20 protein-coding genes are annotated in these 21,786 nt (G+C 51.6%); 11 read left to right on the top strand and 9 right to left on the bottom strand.

What is annotated here, in order from left to right; all coding sequences use genetic code 11:
• Positions 1 to 98: 98 nt before the first annotated feature.
• From R2083_RS13000 to R2083_RS13025, 6 genes are all read right to left on the bottom strand, one after another.
• Positions 99 to 767 carry a PEP-CTERM sorting domain-containing protein gene (locus tag R2083_RS13000; RefSeq protein ID WP_317538677.1) on the bottom strand — a complete coding sequence of 223 codons (669 nt, stop codon included), beginning with the start codon at positions 765 to 767 and terminating at the stop codon, positions 99 to 101.
• Between the two features lie 195 nt (positions 768 to 962).
• The gene (locus R2083_RS13005; protein WP_317538678.1) at positions 963 to 4,160 is read right to left on the bottom strand and encodes a CusA/CzcA family heavy metal efflux RND transporter; all 3,198 of its coding nucleotides are present in this window, start codon (positions 4,158 to 4,160) and stop codon (positions 963 to 965) included.
• A 33-nt stretch (positions 4,161 to 4,193) separates the two neighbouring features.
• Entirely contained in the window at positions 4,194 to 5,693 is a 1,500-nt protein-coding gene (locus R2083_RS13010; protein WP_317538679.1) for an efflux RND transporter periplasmic adaptor subunit, read from the bottom strand.
• 27 nt (positions 5,694 to 5,720) lie between these two features.
• The gene (locus tag R2083_RS13015) at positions 5,721 to 7,145 is read right to left on the bottom strand and encodes a TolC family protein (RefSeq protein ID WP_317538680.1); all 1,425 of its coding nucleotides are present in this window, start codon (positions 7,143 to 7,145) and stop codon (positions 5,721 to 5,723) included.
• A 128-nt stretch (positions 7,146 to 7,273) separates the two neighbouring features.
• Complete coding sequence (locus R2083_RS13020) at positions 7,274 to 7,615, bottom strand: hypothetical protein (RefSeq protein ID WP_317538681.1); 342 nt, start codon at positions 7,613 to 7,615, stop codon at positions 7,274 to 7,276.
• A gap of 133 nt (positions 7,616 to 7,748) precedes the next feature.
• Complete coding sequence (locus R2083_RS13025) at positions 7,749 to 8,345, bottom strand: Maf family protein (protein WP_317538682.1); 597 nt, start codon at positions 8,343 to 8,345, stop codon at positions 7,749 to 7,751.
• Positions 8,346 to 8,437: 92 nt separating this feature from the next.
• Between R2083_RS13025 and R2083_RS13030 the strand changes: the two genes are divergently transcribed.
• The 10 genes from R2083_RS13030 to R2083_RS13075 all read left to right on the top strand — a co-directional run bounded on the left by R2083_RS13030 (position 8,438) and on the right by R2083_RS13075 (position 18,283).
• Complete coding sequence (locus R2083_RS13030) at positions 8,438 to 8,917, top strand: YceD family protein (protein WP_317538683.1); 480 nt, start codon at positions 8,438 to 8,440, stop codon at positions 8,915 to 8,917.
• Between the two features lie 18 nt (positions 8,918 to 8,935).
• Positions 8,936 to 9,115, top strand: a complete 180-nt coding sequence (gene rpmF, locus R2083_RS13035) for a 50S ribosomal protein L32 (RefSeq protein ID WP_132424301.1) — start codon at positions 8,936 to 8,938, stop codon at positions 9,113 to 9,115.
• 66 nt (positions 9,116 to 9,181) lie between these two features.
• Positions 9,182 to 10,222 (top strand): phosphate acyltransferase PlsX, encoded by a 1,041-nt coding sequence (gene plsX / locus R2083_RS13040; protein ID WP_317538684.1) that lies wholly within the window; start codon positions 9,182 to 9,184, stop codon positions 10,220 to 10,222.
• The gene (locus R2083_RS13045) at positions 10,222 to 11,178 is read left to right on the top strand and encodes a beta-ketoacyl-ACP synthase III (RefSeq protein ID WP_317531678.1); all 957 of its coding nucleotides are present in this window, start codon (positions 10,222 to 10,224) and stop codon (positions 11,176 to 11,178) included. The genes plsX and R2083_RS13045 overlap by 1 nt, the downstream gene beginning before the upstream one ends.
• A 3-nt stretch (positions 11,179 to 11,181) precedes the next feature.
• Complete coding sequence (gene fabD, locus R2083_RS13050; RefSeq protein WP_317538685.1) at positions 11,182 to 12,123, top strand: ACP S-malonyltransferase; 942 nt, start codon at positions 11,182 to 11,184, stop codon at positions 12,121 to 12,123.
• Positions 12,124 to 12,173: 50 nt separating this feature from the next.
• Complete coding sequence (fabG, locus tag R2083_RS13055) at positions 12,174 to 12,917, top strand: 3-oxoacyl-ACP reductase FabG (RefSeq protein ID WP_132424288.1); 744 nt, start codon at positions 12,174 to 12,176, stop codon at positions 12,915 to 12,917.
• A gap of 202 nt (positions 12,918 to 13,119) precedes the next feature.
• Positions 13,120 to 13,362 (top strand): acyl carrier protein, encoded by a 243-nt coding sequence (gene acpP, locus R2083_RS13060; RefSeq protein ID WP_090316324.1) that lies wholly within the window; start codon positions 13,120 to 13,122, stop codon positions 13,360 to 13,362.
• Positions 13,363 to 13,398: 36 nt separating this feature from the next.
• Complete coding sequence (gene fabF, locus R2083_RS13065) at positions 13,399 to 14,640, top strand: beta-ketoacyl-ACP synthase II (protein ID WP_317531680.1); 1,242 nt, start codon at positions 13,399 to 13,401, stop codon at positions 14,638 to 14,640.
• 17 nt (positions 14,641 to 14,657) lie between these two features.
• Positions 14,658 to 15,653: an endolytic transglycosylase MltG gene (mltG, locus tag R2083_RS13070; RefSeq protein ID WP_317538686.1), complete on the top strand. Its 996-nt coding sequence runs from the start codon at positions 14,658 to 14,660 to the stop codon at positions 15,651 to 15,653.
• A 47-nt stretch (positions 15,654 to 15,700) separates the two neighbouring features.
• A complete protein-coding gene (locus R2083_RS13075) occupies positions 15,701 to 18,283 on the top strand; it encodes a glycosyltransferase family 39 protein (RefSeq protein ID WP_317538687.1) in 2,583 nt (860 codons plus the stop codon).
• Positions 18,284 to 18,304: 21 nt separating this feature from the next.
• Here the strand turns inward: R2083_RS13075 and R2083_RS13080 are convergent, their stop codons facing one another.
• The 3 genes from R2083_RS13080 to pgeF all read right to left on the bottom strand — a co-directional run bounded on the left by R2083_RS13080 (position 18,305) and on the right by pgeF (position 20,395).
• Complete coding sequence (locus tag R2083_RS13080) at positions 18,305 to 18,721, bottom strand: DUF4019 domain-containing protein (protein WP_317531683.1); 417 nt, start codon at positions 18,719 to 18,721, stop codon at positions 18,305 to 18,307.
• A 40-nt stretch (positions 18,722 to 18,761) separates the two neighbouring features.
• The gene (locus R2083_RS13085) at positions 18,762 to 19,577 is read right to left on the bottom strand and encodes a ZIP family metal transporter (protein WP_317531684.1); all 816 of its coding nucleotides are present in this window, start codon (positions 19,575 to 19,577) and stop codon (positions 18,762 to 18,764) included.
• A 71-nt stretch (positions 19,578 to 19,648) separates the two neighbouring features.
• Entirely contained in the window at positions 19,649 to 20,395 is a 747-nt protein-coding gene (pgeF, locus tag R2083_RS13090) for a peptidoglycan editing factor PgeF (protein WP_317538688.1), read from the bottom strand.
• Between the two features lie 230 nt (positions 20,396 to 20,625).
• Between pgeF and R2083_RS13095 the strand changes: the two genes are divergently transcribed.
• Complete coding sequence (locus tag R2083_RS13095; protein ID WP_317538689.1) at positions 20,626 to 21,786, top strand: ankyrin repeat domain-containing protein; 1,161 nt, start codon at positions 20,626 to 20,628, stop codon at positions 21,784 to 21,786.

The following is a 21,786-nucleotide window of genomic DNA, read 5'->3' on the forward strand; positions in this document are numbered from 1 at the left end:
TCGTTACAATTCGAGAAGACCAATCCAGGGATACTCAGGATTGGTCTTAATTTTTCTTACCGGTTGACTGCGATTTGTGTAGCAATACGCCGCCGGATTCAGGTTGGCTCGCAGTTATTGCGGCGGTGGCGTGCGGCAAACCCCAGCAGCCCTAATCCGGCCAGTAGCATGGCATACGTTCCGGGTTCAGGGACGGCCGTCACAACGATATTATCAAAGTATACGTTGCCCGCAATTGCGTCAGATCCGACAAAATCTTCCAGCATAAGATGCAGCGGCATACCATTCATGGGGGTGCCGCCATAAACAAATAGAGCGGTATTGGCATCGATCGTGATCGAATAATTTGTCCATGCTCCATTGTGGGTCAACACCACGTTGAGTCCCGGATAACCGGCCTGAGTGCCCGCGATCCAAGTGTGCGATCCCGGTTTACCGTCACTGATACCCACGAATCCACCCATATCGTTGGTGGGAGCACCGGGTGTCTCGACACTCAAATAATCGAAACTAACGGTATAAATTTGTGACGGCGCAAAGAAGGAGTTGGCGGTAAAAATATCACCGCCGGAGCCGAGTCCAGTAAATGACAGCACGTCATTGCCACTCAGCGGATTCGTTGGATCGGCAACGACAACACCGGTTCCAACGGGATTCCATTGACCCAGACCGGATTCAAAATCTTCACTAAAAAGCGCAGTGCTCGCTTGCACGGAAAAAGACGCAAACACCGCAATCAATGCACCCAAATAATTCGAGTATTTCATGATGATCTCCCTTGTTAAAAAATCTTGATACTAAAACCCCTCGCCGCAAACGGCAGGGCATTCAGTACACCTATCCAATAATCACTCAAAAACATCGCAGCCGATATCAGTAGAAATACGCAGGATCGGCGCTTACACTTTATATCAGTGTTTTATGTGCCTCAACATTGAGCTCACCAAACCTGAATCAAAACCTCAACTAGCCGTTGCATTCCGCCGGTGCACCAATTGATACAACACCGGCACCACCAGCAATGACAGCAAAGATTGCGACAATGTGCTGCCGATCATCACGGTCGCCAGGGTGCGTTGCACTTCCGCGCCGGTGGTGGTGCTCAGCGCCATCGGCAAGAAACCTAGCGATTCGACCCAAGTGGTGATCAGGACCGGGCGCAGCCGCAATAGCGCCCCGGTCCTGATGGCTTCTTCGAGCTTTAGCCCCTGCGCACGCAAATCGCGAATGAACGACAGCAGCACCAGACCATCCAGCACCGCCACGCCGGACATGGCGATGAATCCGACCCCAGCGGAAATCGATAGCGGGATATCGCGCAACCACAGCGCAACGATGCCGCCGGTAATCGCCAATGGCACCGCGCTGAACACCAACAAGCTATCGCGCATACTGCCAAGCATGGTGTACAACAGGAAAAATACCAATCCAAGCGCCAGCGGAATAACAATCTGCAAGCGTTCCGCCGCCATGATCAACTGCTCGAATTGTCCGCCCCACGACAACCAATAACCGGCGGGCATTTTGACTTGCTTGGCAATATGTTCTTGCGCCTCCATGACAAACGACCCGATGTCGCGGCCACGCACGTTGGCGGTGATCACCACGCGGCGCTTGCCGTTTTCCCGGCTGATTTGATTGGGGCCTTTGGCAATGTGCAGATCAGCGACCTCGCCAAGCGCCACATACACCGGCAATGGCGCGGCTGGAGCATTTTGGCCGCCGCCTGCTAACAACGGATTCACTGCCATATTCTGCGCTCCCGGCGCGACCGGTACCGGCAGCTTGACTGGCAGGCGTTTGAGCATTTCGATATCACCGCGAATCTGTTCCGGCAGCCGCACTTGCAACTCGAAACGGCGGTCGCCTTCAAAAATCAAACCGGTCGTTCTGCCGCCGATAGCGATATTGATCGCGTCTTGCACATCGCTGCCATTAAGGCCGTAACGCGCCATTTTGGTACGATCCATCTGAATCGATAGCACTGGTAAGCCGGTAATTTGTTCTACCCGCACATCTGCCGCGCCGGGCACCGCCTTGATGATTTTTTCAATCCGTTCGGCAAGATTGAGCATGACATCGAGATCGTCGCCGAATACTTTCACCGCGACATCCGCGCGCACGCCGGATAGCAGTTCGTTGAAGCGCATTTGTATCGGCTGCGTGAACTCGTAATTGTTACCCGGCACTTTGCGCACCGCCTCCTCCATCGCCGCGATCAATTCCTGCTTGCTGCGATACTTACCGGACCATTCGGATTGCGGCTTGATAATGATGAAGATATCCGCAACACTCGGCGGCATCGGATCGGTCGCGATTTCCGCTGTACCGATTTTGGAAAACACCCGGCTGACTTCGGAAAACTTCTTGATCGTTTCTTCCAGCTCATTCTGCATCTCAACGGCTGTACTGAGGCTAGTACCGGGAATACGGATGGCGTGCAGCGCAATATCCTCTTCGTCCAAGCTGGGAATAAACTCACTGCCCATGCGCGTGGTCAGCAGCAGCGACAAAATCACGATAACAGCAGCGATAGTCACCGTTAACCCCTTGTTATCCATCGCGGCATCCAATGCAGGCGCGTAGATTTTCTTCGCCCATAGCACTGCGGCACCTTCTTTTTCCATCATTTTGCCGGAGAGAAACATGGCCACCGCCGCCGGCACAAACGTCACCGACAGAAATACCGCGCCCAGCAATGCCAGCAATACCGTGTATGCCATCGGATGAAACATCTTGCCTTCCACACCGGACAGCGCAAACACCGGCAGATAAACCACCATGATGATAATCTGCCCGAACAGCAGGGCTTCCCTTACTTCTTTGGAAGCATCGAAAACGATCTCGAAGCGTTCGTCAGGCGTCAATTCCCGCCCCATTCGCCCTTGTTCCAGCGAAAGACGGCGAATACAGTTCTCCACGATGATGACAGCGCCGTCGACAATGATACCGAAATCAAGCGCACCCAGACTCAGCAGGTTGGCGCTGACATTACTGGCCACCATGCCGCTGATGGTGAACAACATCGCCAGCGGAATAATCAGCGCGGTGATCAGCGCAGCGCGCAGGTTGCCGAGCGATATGAACAAGACCACGATGACCAGCGCGGCGCCTTCCATCAAGTTGTTTGAAACCGTGCTGATGGTTTTGTCGACCAGCGTAGTACGGTTATAAACCGGTGTTGCAGTGATACCGGCAGGCAGACCGCGGTTGATTTCGGCCAGTTTTTCCGCCGCCGCCTGCGAAACGGTGCGGCTATTTTCCCCGATCAGCATAAACGCCGTGCCCAGCACCACTTCGTGGCCGTTCTGCGTCGCGGCACCAGTACGCAGCTCCTTGCCGATCAGCACATCGGCGACATTCTTGACGCGTATTGGAACACCCTGATTACTGCCCAGAATGATCTCGCCGATTTCGACCAGATCGGCCACTTGTCCCGGCACCCTGACCAGATACTGTTCGCCGCTTTTCTCGATGTAACCCGCACCGATGTTGAGATTGTTACGCTCCAGCGCCAGCACCAAGTCTTGCAGCGTCAAACCAAACGAAATCAGTTTCTCCGGATAAGGCGTGACATGAAATTGCTTGACATAACCGCCGACCGAGTTGACCTCCGTCACCCCTTTCACCATGCGCATGCGGGGTTTGACGATCCAGTCTTGCAACTCGCGCAAATCCATCGACGTATACGGCGTGCCATCCGGTTTGCGCGCTTCGGGATCGGCATCGACAGTCCACATGAAAATTTCACCCAGACCCGTCGAAATCGGCCCTATGGTCGGGACAATCGCGACTGGCAACCGGCTTCTGACTTCTTGAATGCGCTGACTGACCAGTTGCCGCACCAGGTAGATATCGGTGCCATCCTTAAAAATCACCGTGACTTGCGATAAGCCGTAGCGCGACAGGGAGCGGGTATATTCCAAACCGGGCAGTCCGGCCATCGCCATCTCGATCGGAAAGGTAATGCGCTGTTCGGCTTCTAGGGGCGAATAACCAGGCGCCGTGGTATTGATTTGCACCTGCACATTGGTGATGTCCGGCACCGCGTCGATCGGCAGCTTCAGGTAGTTGTACATGCCGAATGCGGCCATTGCCAGCACTGCCAACAAAACAAGCCCGCGCTGGTATATCGATATTTTCAAAATCCGTTCAAACATGATCTTTCCTTGGGTAGCTTGTTTTAGAGTTGGCTAATGGTCATGCGATGCACCGGCTTTATCGATATCGGCCTTGATGGCGAAGCTGTTGCCCGAAGCATACCGCTCCCCGGCAGCGAATCCTTTCAATACCTCCACCATTTTGCCGTCGCTGCGGCCCAGCTCCAGCGGACGCGCTTCGAGATAACCGCCGTAACGGCCAAACACTACCGTCCAGTCGCGGAACGTTTGTATCGCCTGCGCCGAAACCGCAACCGGTACCTCTATTTCGTCGGATACCAGCTCGATGTTGACGAACATGCCAGGATGCCAGCGGCCGTCCTTGTTATCCAGAATGACCCGCGCAGTGGCCGTGCGCGTCTGCCCGCCGATCAACGTGGTGATATACGTGACAGCGCCTTCGCCTTCGACGTCGAATGCAGTCGCTTTGACCAAGGCTTTCTGCCCGACTCTGACGATACTCAGATCTTTCGGGTACACCGTCACGGCGGTCCACACCGTCGACATATCAGCCACGGTGAAAATGGTGATATCCTCTTTCAACGCCGCGCCCAGAGCCACCGTCCGGGTAATGATGAGCCCGGAAATCGGCGCGCGCACTTCGTAGCGGGTCAGTTCTTTTGCCGGCAATCCCGGCTCAGGCCGGACACCCAGCGCTTTCAGCTTTTCCGCAGCCAGATCGACCGCGATCTGGGCTTCGTTCAATACCAATTCCGCCGCCAGATAATCCTGTTTGGCCGATATTTTCTCTTCCCACAATTGCTTTTCCCGCTGATAAACGGTTCGCGCCAGCGACAGCCGTTTCTGAGCGGCCATGTACTGACTATGCAAATCCGCCAGCATTTGGCTTTCGATAACCGCCAGCACGTCGCCTTTTTTCACCATCTGTCCCGGCTCGAAATTCACCTCCGCCACCACGCCGGGCAAACGCGGCACCACTTGCACGATCCTATCGGGATTAAACACAATTTCGCCCGGCAGCTTGAGTGTTGACTTGATCATGGCCGGACCGGCCGTTTGTATCTCGACACCCATCGTTTTGAGCATCTCATCCGTCATTTCCAAGCGCGCCTCAACTTGGCTGGAGCCCCAGCGGAATGTCTGTCCGTTGCGCTCGGCGGCAATCGCCAGATCAAATGAATGCGGTTCCTCCACCACTTGATCGCCGAGCAGATAATCGGCTTCCGGTGCAAACTTAATCAGCTGCACCGGCGCCCCAAGCCGTGTCAATGCGATAGACACCTTGGCGGCAGCCGGTGGAAGCGGCTTGCCGTTTTCGTACAGATAAATCCGGAACTGCGGCGGCACGCCTTTTTCAAAGATCGTCAATTCCAGCCCGAAACCATTGTCAGTAAACAACTTGCCGCCTCTTGGACCGGTATCCGGCTGATTCTCACCCGCTATCCCGCTGGCATCGCCAGCCGCCGTCTCCGCTGTGTCTGCCGACGGTTTATCCAGCAACAAAATCAATCCCGCCAGTACAACGCCTATGGCAATGACGATCAGGATTGGCATCAATCGCGTTTTATTCATCATGTATCCTTTTTACTTTTTCCGCTGTTAAGGCAAACGTCCGTTGATTTCATGCTTGGGTTTGATGCTATCGATAGGCGCTGCGATCAGGCGTTCTATGTCGTTCATCAGACGTTGATAGTTTGCCAACGCACGCACATAGAGCAGTTGATTCTGAAACAGCACGCGCTGCGCATCGAGCAGCTCCAGCAAACCGAATTTTCCCAGCTCATAACCTCTACGCATCACATTGAAGGCGCTCCGGGCGCCGGGCAAGATTTCATCGCGCAGAATATTGATTTCATTCCACACCGCCGACATCGTTTCATACGATTGCGCCAGCTCGGTTCTAAGCCGTATGTCGGTCGCCACTTGTTCATCGACGGCTTTATCCACGCGCTGATAAGCCTCCTTGAGATTGCCTTGATTGCGATCGAAGAGCGGCAATGGAATCATCACGCCCGCGACCGCCGTGGTGCCGCCCAATTGCGCATGATGCACAGCACCGGCACTCAGGGTCAGATTGGGGATGCGGCGGGTTTGCTCGACTTCGACCAGCGCTTTGCGATGTTCAATGTTTTTCATGGCACGCAGCGCCATCGGATTTTCTAGCACACGGTCTTGCAGCGTTTGAAAATCGGGCGGTGCAATCGATGTTTCCAGAGTCCCCAAGGCTTTAGCAAACTGCGGCACGGCGCTATCCCATAGCAAGGCAAGCCGTTTCCGGGCGGAAATCAGATCCCGTTGCGCCTGCTCGAATTCGATGCGCGCCGTAGACAGTCCGACTTTGGCTCTGGTTTCTTCAATAGGAGGCACCTTGCCTGCCTGCACCCGCAAAACCACGGTATCCACCACATTTTGCGCCAGCTGCCTGGTTTCCTCCGCGAGCTTGAGCCGTTCCTGGCCGGCCAGCACTTCGGTAAACACATTAGCCACCCGGGCTATGATTTCCACGCGCCTGGACTCATAGTCCCGCGCAGCCAGTTCCTCATTCAACCGGGCGGCGCCAACCCGGGCGGCGCGTTTGCCGCCCAGTTCGATCAATTGCCCGATACGGATGGTGGTCAACTGCTGCACCACCTCCTGCGATACCGAATCCTGCGAATTGATGTCGCCGCTCAGCTTTTGTATATTCCCGGGATTCTCAACATTCACCGACAATTCCGGGTTTCTCAGTAACCCCGCTTGCAGGGTAGCCCCTTCCAGCGCGCGCATTTCCTTGGTAAACGACGCCAATTCGGGATTACGAAGCAAAGCCAGATTGACGGCGTCACGCAACGTGAGATCACCCGTCTCATGCGCGGACGAGTCTGCTGTTTGACTTTTGATACCGTCAGGCGCAACGCCGAAAGCATCGGCGCTGACATCGACCTGGAACGAAAAACCCAGTAAAAAAAAGAACCCCGGCAAGATACGCCGCAATCCGGATACCGCCCAATAGCACGGCGCGATCGATAAGCCGCTCAATGTCATAAATCCTCCGCATAAACCTATGCTATGCAAATGTGAAACGGATCATCGAAAAATCAGAACTGATCTGTTTTTTGCATAACTATGGATTATTACCATCCATCCACAAAAAATACTTTTTAAAATCTGGTTTATAGCAAACGAAGGGCGCGCGGAGGACGCAGGGGCAAATCCGGGATTGTCTCGGGAATCAAGGAAGAAATGAACACCGCCATGACTTCCGTCACAACTACATCGGGAATCAAGGGGAAAGAATGAAAGAAAAACGGCTGGTATTGTCCTGCCGAATGCAGGCACAAGTGCGTTGTCGCGTCGAGATCGACACCTTCCCACGACACATTATTGCGATGCAATTCCAAATGAGTCGCAGGATCGGCGGACAAGGATTGACGGACATGATCCAGTTCATGGGCAAATACTTCACCTCTGAACGATAAGCTCAATCCATTCGTCAATATGCTGACAATAAGCATAAAGATGATTGGATAAGCCGAATATTTCCGCATAAAGTATTTAATCTATAAAAAATGAAAATTTCATTTAAGCGCAATCATTCCACAGAATGATGCTATTTGCAATTTAGAAGTTTATGAAAAAAATCAAACTTTATAAAATTCCAACGTCCTCAGCCATCAGCATATCCACCAGCGCAATGAGCGGCAATCCGATCAGGCCATTCGGATCATCCCCGGTCATGCGTTCAATGAGCGCAATCCCCAGTCCCTCCGATTTTGCACTACCGGCGCAGTGATACGGCTGCTCCTTGCATAAATAATTTTCAATTTGCCGGTCGCTCAGCGGCCGGAATTTCACGTGATAGGGAATGACACGCGACTGCAAGCGATCCGCTGCGCTATTCAGCAGGCATAAAGCGGTATAAAAAACAACTTCTTTACCTTGAACCAATTGCAATTGTTTTATCGCATTCTGATGATTCAACGGCTTGCCGAGTGGAATATTCCCCAATGCCGCGACTTGATCGGAACCGATAATTAATGCATGCGGATAAGTCTTCGCCACGGCACGCGCTTTTGCCTCAGCCAAACGCACTGCTGTTTCTTCGGGCGATTCATTGGGCAGCGGTGTCTCATTAATATCCGGATGTTCCGTTTCAAAGGGAAGCTGCAACCGTTGCAGTAATTCCTTACGATAAATCGAACTGGATCCCAGTATAATTTGCGGGGTAATGTTTTGTGTTTTCAAAATTTCCTTCTGTAATTTTTGACACTTAGGTTTAAAAAATATAACATGCGCGCCTTATGTCTGATAGGTTAGTCATAGACTCTCTGGATTTTGTGCGTAATGCGGGCAGTCGTCATGGTAAAATCCCGTTGGTTGAGCTTGTGCGCTTACATGATCTGTTATTTGATCAGGAAGGGGAGCTAATCTATCAAATCAGCGGCCAATTCGACAAGAATGAAAGGCCGGGGATATACGTTGAAATAACTGGAAAAATCCATCTTCATTGTCAACGCTGTCTTGGTAAACTAGTGCATCATATTGATTTGAAGACGTTTCTGATACTGGCTAAAAACGAAACAGAGCTGGAACTGGCCGATGATGACGATACGATTGATGCGATTATAGCAGCCCCTGATCTGGATGTTTTTAATTTAATTGAAGATGAAGTGATTCTCAGCTTATCGATCGCATTGCGTCACGCGGATAACGAATGCAGCATGTTTAAACTGAAATCAAACGGTAACGGCTTAGCTGATAAAACACAACCGGCACACCCTTTTGCAGCATTGGCAGCATTAAAAAAGACAAATTGAGTTCAAGGAGTTATTCACATGGCAGTCCAGCAAAATAAAAAATCCCCATCAAAACGCGGCATGCACCGTTCACATGATTTTTTGACCAATCCGCCATTAGCGGTAGAGTCAAGCACGGGAGAAATGCATTTACGCCATCATATCAGCCCTAACGGCTATTATCGCGGCAAAAAAGTGGTTAAAACCAAAAACGATTAAAAACACAATTCTTATTGCTACAGATCGCATCAACTATAGCTTCTTCCAGCCGCAAGAGCACCGAAATTGGATATCACTGTAGCAATAGACTGTATGGGGGGCGATCATGGCCCCCACGTGACCGTTCCATCCGCGCTCGAATATTTGCGCCAGGACCCTGAAGCCAATATTATTTTAGTCGGCATTCCCGATGCCATCGAGGCAGAACTGCGCGCCGCTAAATCCGATTTTGGCCCAAGAATCCGCTTACATCCGGCAAGTGAAGTTGTCGGCATGGATGAATCACCGGCCACAGCCTTGCGCGGCAAAAAAGACTCCTCCATGCGTGTCGCCATAAATCTCGTCAAAACCGGTGAAGCGCAGGCTTGTATCAGCGCTGGCAACACTGGTGCGTTGCTGGCTACTTCCCGCTTTGTCTTAAAAACGATCCCAGGCGTTGACCGCCCGGCGCTGGCGGTAATATTGCCGACCAGTACCGGCCACACTTACGTGCTGGACTTGGGCGCTAACGTCGATTGCACGGCGGAACACTTGTTCCAATTTGGCATCATGGGCGCATCCCTGGTATCCTCGGTAGAAAATAAAGCCTTCCCAAGCGTCGGATTGCTCAACATCGGCGAGGAAGAAATCAAAGGCAATGAAATAGTCAAGCAGGCGGCTGAATTACTGCGCAATAGCGGTCTCAATTTTTATGGCAACGTGGAAGGCAACGATATTTACAAAGGAACCACGGATGTCGTGGTATGCGATGGCTTTGTCGGCAACATCACGCTAAAAACTTCCGAAGGCTTAGCACAAATGCTGGCAGCCTATCTGCGTGAGGAATTCAAACGCAATCTGCTGACAAAACTCGCCGGTGTCATTGCGATGCCGGTCATCAACTCCTTTAAGCGCCGCGTTGATCACCGGCGTTATAACGGTGCCAGTTTCCTGGGTTTACGCGGCATCGTGATTAAAAGCCATGGCTCGGCGGACAAATATGCTTTTGGTTTTGCCATCAAGCGCGCCGCCGACGAGGTGCGCGGCGGCATGCTGCGGCGCATTAGTGAACGGGTAGCCGAGTTCTCCCGTCATTCTCAAACTTCCTCTAAAGAAATAATACGATAATGTATTCAAGAATCACTGGAACAGGCAGTTATTTACCGGAGAAAATTCTCACTAATCTTGATCTGGAACGCATGGTGGATACCAGCGATGAGTGGATCCGCACGCGCACCGGCATCACGCAGCGGCATATTGCCGGAGAAGGTCAAGTGGCCAGCGATCTGGCGCTGTATGCGTGTCAGAATGCCATGCAGGCTGCCGGTGTAACCGGTCAGGACATCGATCTCATTATCGTCGCCACAACCACACCGGACATGATTTTCCCGAGTACCGCCTGTATTTTGCAAAACAAGCTGGGCATCGAAAATTGCCCGGCTTTTGATGTGCAGGCCGTTTGTAGCGGCTTTGTTTATGCGCTCGCCACAGCCGATATGTTTGTCAGTTCCGGCAAATGCCGCAATGCACTCGTGGTCGGCAGTGAAATCTACTCAAAAATAATGGATTGGAATGACCGCAGCACCTGTGTTTTATTCGGTGACGGTGCGGGTGCCGTGGTGCTTTCGCAAAGCGATCAGCCCGGCATATTATCGACGCATCTGCACGCCAGCGGCAGCCATAGCAACATTCTTTCCGCACCGGGAAGCATCAGCGGGGGAAAAGTACAAGGCACGCCTTATATCAACATGGAAGGCAATGCTGTATTCAAATTCGCCGTCAAAGTGCTGGAAGAAGTCGTACAGGAAGCGGTGGCAAAAAACAATTTGCAATCCACCGATATCGATTGGCTGATTCCGCATCAGGCGAATATCCGGATTATTCAATCAACCGCCAGAAAACTTGGATTGCCGATGGACAAAGTGGTTGTAGCCGTGGACAAGCACGGCAACACCTCCGCCGCTTCCATCCCGCTCGCACTGGACATGGCTGTGCGTGACGGACGTATTCAGCGCGATCAATTGGTTTTACTGGAAGGTGTCGGCGGTGGTTTTACATGGGGAGCAGTCTTACTGCGTTGGTGATTTATGAAATTTGCATTTGTATTTCCGGGCCAAGGATCGCAATCCGTCGGCATGATGAATGGGTACAGCGATTTACCCGTCATTCAGGAAGCCTTTCAAGAAGCGTCCGATATCCTTAAGCAGGATCTTTGGTCCATGGTCGTTAACGGCCCGGCGGATGATCTCAATCTGACGATCAATACCCAACCGCTCATGCTGACCGCAGGGATCGCAGTGTACCGCGCCTGGGGAAGTCTGGGCGGCGAGCCACCGGCATTGATGGCCGGGCATAGCTTGGGTGAATATACCGCGCTGGTCGCCTCGGAAGCATTGAGTTTTGCCGATGCCTTGGCATTGGTGCGTTTTCGCGCACAAGCCATGCAACAAGCCGTGCCGGAAGGTGTTGGCGGCATGGCGGCGATTTTGGGACTGGACGATGAAATCATCGAAACCATCTGCCGTGATATCACCAGTCAAAACAGTGAAGAATCGCTTGAACCGGCCAACTTCAATTCACCGGGACAAATCGTCATCGCCGGGCATAAGAATGCCATTGTGCAGGGAATCGAACTGGCCAAATCCAAGGGAGCGAAACGCGCCATCATGCTGCCCATGAGCATCCCGTCGCACTGCTCGTTGATGAAACCGGCGGCTGACAGCATGCGGCAGCAGCTAGACCATGTGACCATGCAACCGCCGCGCATCCCGGTTCTACATAATGCCGATGTAAAAACGCATAGCGATACCGCGGATATCAAAGAAATTCTGATTCGCCAGCTCACCAGCCCTGTACGCTGGGTGGATACCGTCAAAGCGTTTGCCGCCAACGGCGTTACGCATGTTGTTGAATGCGGCCCGGGAAAAGTATTGGCCGGACTCAACAAACGCATTGACCCAAACCTGCAGCAGCTATCGCTGACAGATGGTGAAGCCGTCAAACAAGCGATTAACCATTTAAGGACATAGCATTACAATGAACATTCGTAACACATTATCATGGCTCGATTTAAGGAGGTATGGTTTTGGAAAATAAGATAACGTTGATCACGGGCGCCAGCCGGGGTATCGGGCAAGCCATCGCAATCAAATTGGGGCAATCGGGCGCTGTCGTGATCGGAACCGCAACCACGGAAAACGGTGTCAGCGCGATTAATCAATATTTGGAAAAATCCGGTATCAAAGGAATGGGGATTGCTTTAAACGTCAACGATGCCGAGCAAATCAATCACGCCCTCCAAACCATACGGGAAAAATTCGGTGAAGTGGAAATACTGGTCAATAACGCCGGCATCACACGGGACAATTTATTGGTGCGCATGAAAGACGAGGAATGGGACGATATATTGGAAACCGATTTGAAATCAGTATTCCGGTTAAGCCGCGCAGTTCTCCGCGCCATGATGAAAGCCCGTTACGGCCGCATTATCAACATTTCCTCTGTTGTCGGCGCGATGGGCAATTTGGGGCAAGCCAATTATGCCGCCGCAAAAGCGGGGATGTTCGGATTCAGTAAATCATTGGCGCGTGAAGTGGGCAGCCGCAACATTACTGTCAATTGCGTTGCTCCCGGTTTCATCGATACCGACATGACCCGCGCGCTGGCTGATGAATTCCAGCAGAGCTTGATTCAACACGTTCCACTGGGGCGATTAGGCCGTCCGGAAGAAGTTGCTTCAGCCGTTGCTTTTCTGGCATCGTCCGCCGCAGGCTATATCACAGGCACGACACTGCACGTGAACGGCGGCATGTATATGGATTAACACAGAAACGGAATAGATTGATTCAATCGGATCGTAAAATCAGATTAATCACAAAACAATCACAAAAAGTTCTTTATAATGCGCCACCTAATTAAAAACTTAAATAGGAAGTTATGTGACCGCAGTCATGTTTTGGTTTTGCTGGCATTTAAAATTTGTTAGAATGGCACGCATTTTTCTTACCTGAGAAGGAAATACCTAGATGGAAAATATTGAGCAGCGTATTAAAAAAATTGTAGCTGAACAACTTGGTGTTAATGAAGCAGAAGTCAAAAATGAATCATCTTTCGTCAACGACCTGGGAGCAGATTCGCTCGATACGGTTGAACTGGTTATGGCATTGGAAGAAGAATTCGAATGTGAAATCCCAGATGAGCAAGCTGAAAAAATAAATACCGTCCAGGAAGCGATTGATTACGTCACCGCCAATACCAGCGCCAGTTAGTATTTTGTTTTTCAAGAATAAGTAAGCGGAGTTATTTTGTCCAAACGCAGGGTAGTCGTTACCGGATTGGGTATTGTGTCGCCTGTAGGCAGCACAGTATCCAGCGCATGGGAGGGCATCATCTCAGGAAAATCCGGTATCACCCGGATAACCCGTTTTGATGCATCGAGTTTTGCTTCACAAATTGCAGGCGAAGTGAAAGATTTCGATATTCACCAATATCTTTCTGTAAAAGAAGCGCGCCGCATGGACGTTTTCATCCATTACGGCATGGCAGCCGCAATTCAAGCCGTCAAAGACGCGGGTATCGATGATATTTCCCATCTTGATGCGGAAAAAATCGGCGTCAATATCGGTTCCGGTATCGGCGGCTTGCCGATGATCGAAAATACCGATACAGCGTATCATGCAGGTGGACCGCGTAAAATCTCTCCATTCTTTATTCCCAGCACCATTATCAATATGATCGCGGGTAATTTATCCATCATGTATGGCTATAAAGGACCCAACATCGCAATCGTAACCGCTTGTACCACGGCCACACATAGCATCGGCTATTCAGCCCGCATGATTGAGTACGGCGATGCCGATGTCATGGTGTGCGGCGGCGCGGAATCCTGTGTAACGCCGCTGGCCATCGGCGGATTTGCAGCGGCAAAAGCATTATCTGGAAACAATGACAATCCGGAAACTGCCAGCCGTCCTTGGGATGTCGACCGCGATGGCTTTGTTCTGGGCGAAGGCGCGGGGGTTCTGGTACTGGAAGAACTGGAGCACGCCAAACGGCGCGGCGCAAAAATTTATGCGGAATTGGCCGGTTTTGGCATGAGCGCGGACGCATTCCATATGACCGCTCCTTGCGACGATGGCGAGGGTGCGGCACGCTGTATGACCAATGCGCTCAAGAATGCGGGCATTAATACTACGGAAGTCGATTACATCAATGCACACGGCACATCCACTCCATTGGGTGATATCGCCGAAACCATTGCAGTCAAACGCTGCTTCGGTGAACATAGCAAGAAACTGGCGGTTAGCTCAACGAAATCAATGACCGGGCACTTGCTCGGCGCGGCCGGTGGCGTGGAAGCGGTTTTCTCCGTACTTGCGCTCCATCAGCACATTGCACCGCCAACCATCAATCTGGTCAATCAGGATCCGCAGTGTGATCTGGATTTCATTCCCAATACCGCGCGAGACATGAATATCAAGGTTGCGCTATCCAATTCCTTCGGGTTTGGAGGGACTAACGGAACACTCGTTTTCCGTAGCGTATAAATCATCATCTGTGGCGCATGCACACGCTAAAACGCCTCCTGTTCTACGCGTTTTTCGCAACCCTCCTGCTTATCGGATGGTTTTATCTTCATGTTCATTCCAGTATCACGCTACCGGTCAAGCCGTATGAATTTTCTATCCGGCATGGCAGCAACCTGAAACAAACCGCCCAGCAGTTGGCCGATGCCGGTGTCATCCACACCAAATGGTCACTAATTCTATTGGCGCGTTACCTGAACCTGGAATCCGCCATCAAGGCCGGAGACTATCTGCTGACCGAGAATATCACCCAGATCGCGCTGTTAAACTATCTGACCAAGGGCGATGCCAAGCAGCATGAAATCAGAATTCTTGAAGGTTCGACGTTTGCGCAGCTGCGAAAAACCTTAAATGAAAATCCGGCCATACAAAATCATACAGCCGGACTCAGCGACCCGGAAATTTTACGCTTGATCGGAGCGGCTGAAAGTGCTGCCGAAGGATTATTCTTCCCCGATACCTATTTTTTTGTGCGCGACAGCAGCGATATCGACATCTTGCAGCGCGCCTACCGCACCATGCAGAATCACCTGCAAACCAGCTGGGAATCACGCGCCGGATCTTTGCCGCTAGCCTCACCTTACGAAGCGCTCATTCTTGCTTCGATTATTGAAAAAGAAACCGGTCTGGAGAGTGATCGCGCTGAAATAGCCGGTGTATTTATCAACCGGCTACGCAAAGGAATGCGGTTACAGACAGATCCCACCATCATCTATGGCATGGGCGAACAGTTTAACGGTAATTTGCGCAAACAAGATCTGCTTGCGGATCAGGAATACAACACATATACTCGCGCAGGTTTGCCGCCCACCCCGATTGCCCTGCCCAGCCTCGCTTCCATTCGTGCGGCAGTGAATCCGGCTGAAACGGATGCGCTGTATTTCGTGGCCAAAGGTAATGGGGAATCTCAATTCTCCACTAACCTGGCAGACCATAATAAAGCGGTAAATAAATACCAGAAGCCACAAAAATAAAATCATGCCGCCAATCGCCACGCCTCAACGTTAATCTGTGGAACTACATGACTCAATTTTCGATTGTAGTGCCCACATTGAATGAAGCCGGGAATATTGATTTACTGCTAACTCGTTTATCCGCACTTAACTTTGCCCCGGATAGCTTTGAAGTAATTTTCGTTGACGACGGTTCTACCGATGGCACACCGGACAAAGTGCGCGCGTGGAGAAATCAGTCTAACGTTCATCTCATTGAACGGCGCGAGAAACCCGATCTGACTGCCGCGATTCTCACCGGCATAGCCGCAGCCAAAAGTGATGTCATTGTCGTCATGGATGCCAATCTGAGCCACCCGCCGGAACAGTTACCGGCAATTGTTACGCCGGTTCTGAACGGAAACTGCGATGTCGTGATCGGCAGCCGCTACGTGGCAGGCGGTAGCACGGAAAACTGGCCGCTGTATCGGCAATTATTATCTCGTGCTGGCAGCTGGATAGCCCGCCCGCTGTGCGATGTGAACGATGCCACCTCGGGTTTCTTTGCCTTCCGCCGTGAATTGGCTGCCAGCATTTCCAACCATACGCGCGGTTACAAAATCCTGCTCGAATTGCTCATGGTCAATCAAGGGAAATTGCGCGTCATGGAGGTGCCGATTTGTTTTCGCGACCGCGCGCAGGGCTCTTTCAAATTATCATTGTCGCACCAGCAAGCCTATGTTCAACGTCTGATCACTTTGGCGGGCGGCACAGCTACACTGAATACCGCCGGACGTTTCGCCGCGGTTGGATTATTCGGCGCACTGATCGATGCCGTCGTTTTTCAGTGGATGATCAGCCGTGACGCCGGACTCGCGCTGGCTCACTTCATCAGTTTCTTCGTCGCTGCGGTCACCAACTATACGTTCAATTCAAAGTGGTCATTTCGCGAACATCATGCGGGTTATCTCAAATGGCATCAATTCGGCCGTTTTCTGACCGTCGGCGCGCTTGCATTATTACTACGCGGCGGTGTCCTGGCCCTGCTGGTTTATGTGTGGCATATACCGCCTTTACTGGCCATATTTCCCGCTATCGTGGCCACTGCGGCGGTCAATTATCTGGGCTCGGCCTTTTATGTATTCCCCAGCGAAAAAGATTTGCCCTCGCTGGATATACGCTGGCGCACCGCGGCGATCGGCATCGTACTGTTTGCCATATTGTTGCGCCTGGTTTATTTCGGCCTGGCACAGCTCATACCGGATGAAACGTATTACTGGCAGTATGCGCACCACATGGACCTAAGCTTCTATGACCACCCGCCCATGGTGGCGTGGTTAATCTGGTTCGGCACCGCTATCGTTGGTCATAATGAATTTGGTGTACGCATCGGCGCACTGCTGTGCGGTTCGATCACCTTGGGATATTTGTACGCGCTGGCACAGAATCTGTACGACAAATCCACCGCGATGCGCACATTATTATTGCTGGCCATTCTGCCGCTGGGATTTGGTTCCGGTCTGCTCATGACACCTGACGCACCGTTGGTCGCCGCCTGGGCTGCCACGCTGTACTACATGGAACGCACGCTGGTTGCTGGTCAACGCACGGCTTGGCTGGGCATGGGAATCGCTTTCGGCGCCGGATTATTATCCAAATATACGATCGGATTACTGGGTATCGCGGCGCTGGTGTTTTTCATCCTGGATCCAACAGCGCGGCGCTGGATGAAACGTTCCCATCCTTATCTGGCGGCATTGCTGGCGTTATTACTTTTTTCACCGGTCATTATCTGGAATTATGAGAATGACTGGGCATCGTTTGCCTTTCAATCGAACCAGCTGCTGGCGGATGACCATGAATTCGCCGTGCATTTTTTAATTTTTCACATTTTGGTGTTACTTACCCCGATCGGCTTTGCTGCGGCGCTGCTCGCCTTGTTTTCGAATAAACCCTCCGGGGATCGGCCATTCGAACGCAGACGTCAGTTATTTGTACAGATCTTCACCGGCGTTCCGCTTTGTATTTTTTTCGCCATCAGCACTTTTGAAACACCGCGTGTTCATTGGACCGGACCGATTTGGCTCGCGGTTTTACCCGCCATCGCTTGGATGATCGGCCAAACAGATCAAGTCAGCGCCTTCGCCAGACGGATTCAAGCCAGCTGGCGATTGACCATCATCAGCTGCATTTTTGTCTATGCTTTCGTATTGCACTACGTGGTGCTGGGAATACCAGGTGTACCTTATCATATGTTCACGGAACATTATTTCTGGCGGGAGACGGCGGGTGAAATCAAGCAGATTGCCGCGGAAGTGAGGCACCAGACCGGTCAGGAACCGATTATTGTCGGCATGAGCAAATGGTCCGTTGCCAGCGCGTTATATTTTTATACGCACGGCGACGATCCATTGGATATCCGATCACGCAATATGTTTGGCGACAGCGGCGCCATGTACGAATACTGGCTGCCTTCGCAGGAAGCAGCTGACCGCCCTATCATTCAGGTGGGTATGAAACGCCGCCATTTGGAGAAAACCCGGAAAAAAAATGACATTAACCACATGCTGAATCACCCAGGCCCTATCGAGTACCGGGTCATCGAACGCTACGGCACACCGGTGCGGCGTGTTTATTACCGGATTTCCCAGGGATTCAAGGGAGTCAGCTGATCCGGGATACAGCGAAATCCTTTATTTGGCCTCATAGTCGGCAATTTGCCAGGTATCATCTTTTGCTTTTGCCAGCGTAATGGTCTCTAATGCCAGACCATTCTCCCCGAAAGTAGTGTAAAACTGCAGCACAACATACTCTCCGTCGGGAAATCCCGATAGCGACTTGGTCGCACCCGCAGTTGCAATATAACGCGCGGTTATTGCGCCACGCGGCGCTCTGATCGCAGTGATCGATTTAATCCATGCGCCTTCGGAAGTTTTCCCCTTGAATAGCGGCGATGTGTTCTCCCAGCTATCTTTATAATCACCGCTGTCCACTAGCTTTAACCATGCGCGTGCGCTGCTTTCAGTTTTTTCGAGAATATTTTTGTCCTCTTGCGCATACCCCGTATTGGTACAAAAAAGCAGCAATAACAGCATTATGAATCGTTTCATTGTGGAATACCTCGTCAGTAAAGTCTCTTTGAGCATCGCGTCAATCATGCGGAAAAAATCCTCCCATGATCCAGATCGAAGCGATGCCCAGTAAAATCAATGTCACCTGTTGGATGGTCGCATGAATCTCCGGGCGTTTATGCAAACCGGGAATCAGATCCGACATCGCCACATAAATCATGCTCGCCGAAGCGATCGCCAGTAACGGTTGCACCAGAAAATTCATATTATGCAACATGAAATAAGCCAGCACACCGCCCACGAGCGTGGCAAAACTGGATAGCAGGTTCATTAGAAATGCCATGCGGCGCGTATAGCCTGAATTCAACAGAATAATAAAATCACCCGCTTCCTGCGGGATTTCATGGGCGATAATCGCAATCGATGTCACGATTCCCAACTGCACATCCACCATGAAGGCAGCGGCGATCAAGATGCCATCGACAAAATTATGGAAAGTATCCCCGACAATCACCATCATACCGCTGCGTCCATGATCATGATCGTGTCCGTGGTGACCGGCAGCGGATGAAACCGCAGCTACCGGCGCGTGTGACAGGTCATGCGCCTCGCAATCTTCCAAATGGCAATGACGCCATAGCACCAGCTTTTCCAGGATAAAAAACACCAAAATACCGAGCAATACGATGAGCGTTATTTGCTTTGGATCGTCCGAATGTTCAAGCGCTTCGGGCAAAGTATTCAGAAAAGCAGCGCCCAGTAAGGCACCGATGGCATACGATACCAGCATGGAAAGCCACGATATCCGGGCATTGAGTGCCAATATTGCGGCAAATAGTAAACTCAATATCCCGCCCAGCAAGCTGGCGGTAATGATCCAGGTCAGCGTCGACATAAAACCAATGACAAAAGAAAGGCCGGATTATACGCTGTTACAATCCAACAAATTAACAAGTTAAAGAATTTTTACGCCAGCCAGATCAAGGCCGCCATGCGGCCGGTATCACCATCGCGGCGGTAAGAAAAAAAACGCGCGGGGTCGCTATAAGTGCAAACATCACCGCCATAAATTTCCGTGACACCCGCACTAATCAGCCGCTGCCGCGCCAACAGAAAAATATCCGCCAGCCATTTTTTTTCATGCTGACTGTCTTTGGGCCCAAAGGCTTGCCCCGCTTGCGCGTCATGCCGCACAAAAGTGTCATAAACATCCTTGCCGACCTCAAAATGATCCGGTCCGATTGCCGGACCCAGCCAAGCCATCAGTTTGCCGTGATCCACCTGCATTGCGGCAATGGATTGCTCGATGATTCCGCCCGCCAGACCACGCCATCCGGCATGCACAATACCCACCGTGGTTCCTGCCGTGTCGCAAAGAAACACCGGCAAGCAATCCGCCACCATGACAGCGCACACAGTGCCTGACTTGCGGCTGAGAACGGCATCGCCCTCCGGCGTTGCCGCTGCTGCATGATCGATCCAGACCGGTGAGGTACCGTGTACTTGTTTCAACCATTTCGGCTCACTCGGCAAATGGCGGCGCAGTAAAGCGCGATTGTGCGTCACATGCGTGACATCATCATTGACATGCGCCCCTAAATTCAGCGAAGCGTAGACGTCATTCTCGCCACGGCTGACACCGCCATTACGGGTTGTGAACAACGCTTTCACATTGGCTGGCGCCGGCCAATCCGGGATTATCCAATCGTTCATAGAGATCTACCCGTCATTAACTACCGCAAGTGAATTCATACTATTTTTACTGATAAAATAAAGCTTATCTTAACCAGTCAATTAGAACGAAGAAAAGATATTTCTAGGTTAGAATACCGGCCATGAAAATCAACGATCCAACATCAGTGCAAAAAGCATTGATCAGTTTATCCCGAAATTAAATCCTGAAAGTCGATCACTACAATACAAGCCCGATATAGGTGTCATAGATGAATTATATAAAAAACTTTGTAAATTTTACGCGCGCATTCGTTATTTTTCCGGTCATCGCAGCGCTATTGACCGTTTCTGCCGCCAACGCTTCTTCCGATGATGAAGCCGAATTTCTTAAAGCGGCATTCTCCGGACAACCGCAAAACCTCAAGCAGTTACTGGATAAGGGAGTCAACGTCAATTACCAGAATGACAAGGGATTCAGCGCGCTGATCGTGGCTTCGCAATACGGGCACGCCGACAACGTCAACTTGTTACTGGACAAGAACGCCGATGTCAATCTGAAAAACGCCGGTGGTGCGACCGCACTGATCATTGCCGCCAAAAACGGGCATGCGGATGTAGTCAACGCATTACTGGCAAAAGGCGCGCAAATCAATGCACAGACAACGGATGGCATCACCGCCTTGATGCTGGCGATTCAGAAAGGTCATGAAGCCATCGCCAATACACTGCTGGAAAAGGGCGCGGATATCCATTTACAAACCCAGGACAAACTCACCGCTCTGATCATTGCCGCCATGGACGGCAGAGCCAATATCGTCGACACACTGCTGGAAAAAGGCGCGAAAATCGATGCGCAAGCCGCCGACAATACCACCGCGCTGTATATGGCGGCCAGAAACGGCCATACCGCGATTGTCAAAACGTTGCTGGCGAAGAATGCGCCAGTCGATATCGTGGCGATCAACGATACTACGCCACTCTACATCGCCGCGCAGAATGGACATGGTGAAATTGTCGATGCGTTACTGGCAAAAGGCGCCAAAACCGACGTACAGGATAAAAACGGCGCAACACCGCTCACGCTGGCAGCATTGATCGGGCACGCCGACGTGGTCAAAGCCTTGATCAAACAGGGCGCCAAAGTCGATCATCAAGCCACCAACGGATTCACACCGCTGATCCTGGCAGCGCAAAACGGGCATACCCCTGTCATTGAGATATTGCTGGAAAATGGCGCAAAAATCGATCTGCAAAACGACGACGGCATAACCGCCTTAATGTGGGCTGCATTACACGATCATGCGGACGCTGTGAAGGTACTGCTGGCTAAAGGCGCCGACCCAAAAATCAAAAGCAAAACCGAAAAAACCGCAGCTGAAATAGCCAAGGATCCTGCCATCATTGAGCTGCTGCAGGCTGCTGTGAAGTAA

It is taken from the genome of Nitrosomonas sp. Is35 (assembly GCF_033063295.1).
Classification (GTDB): Bacteria; Pseudomonadota; Gammaproteobacteria; order Burkholderiales; family Nitrosomonadaceae; genus Nitrosomonas.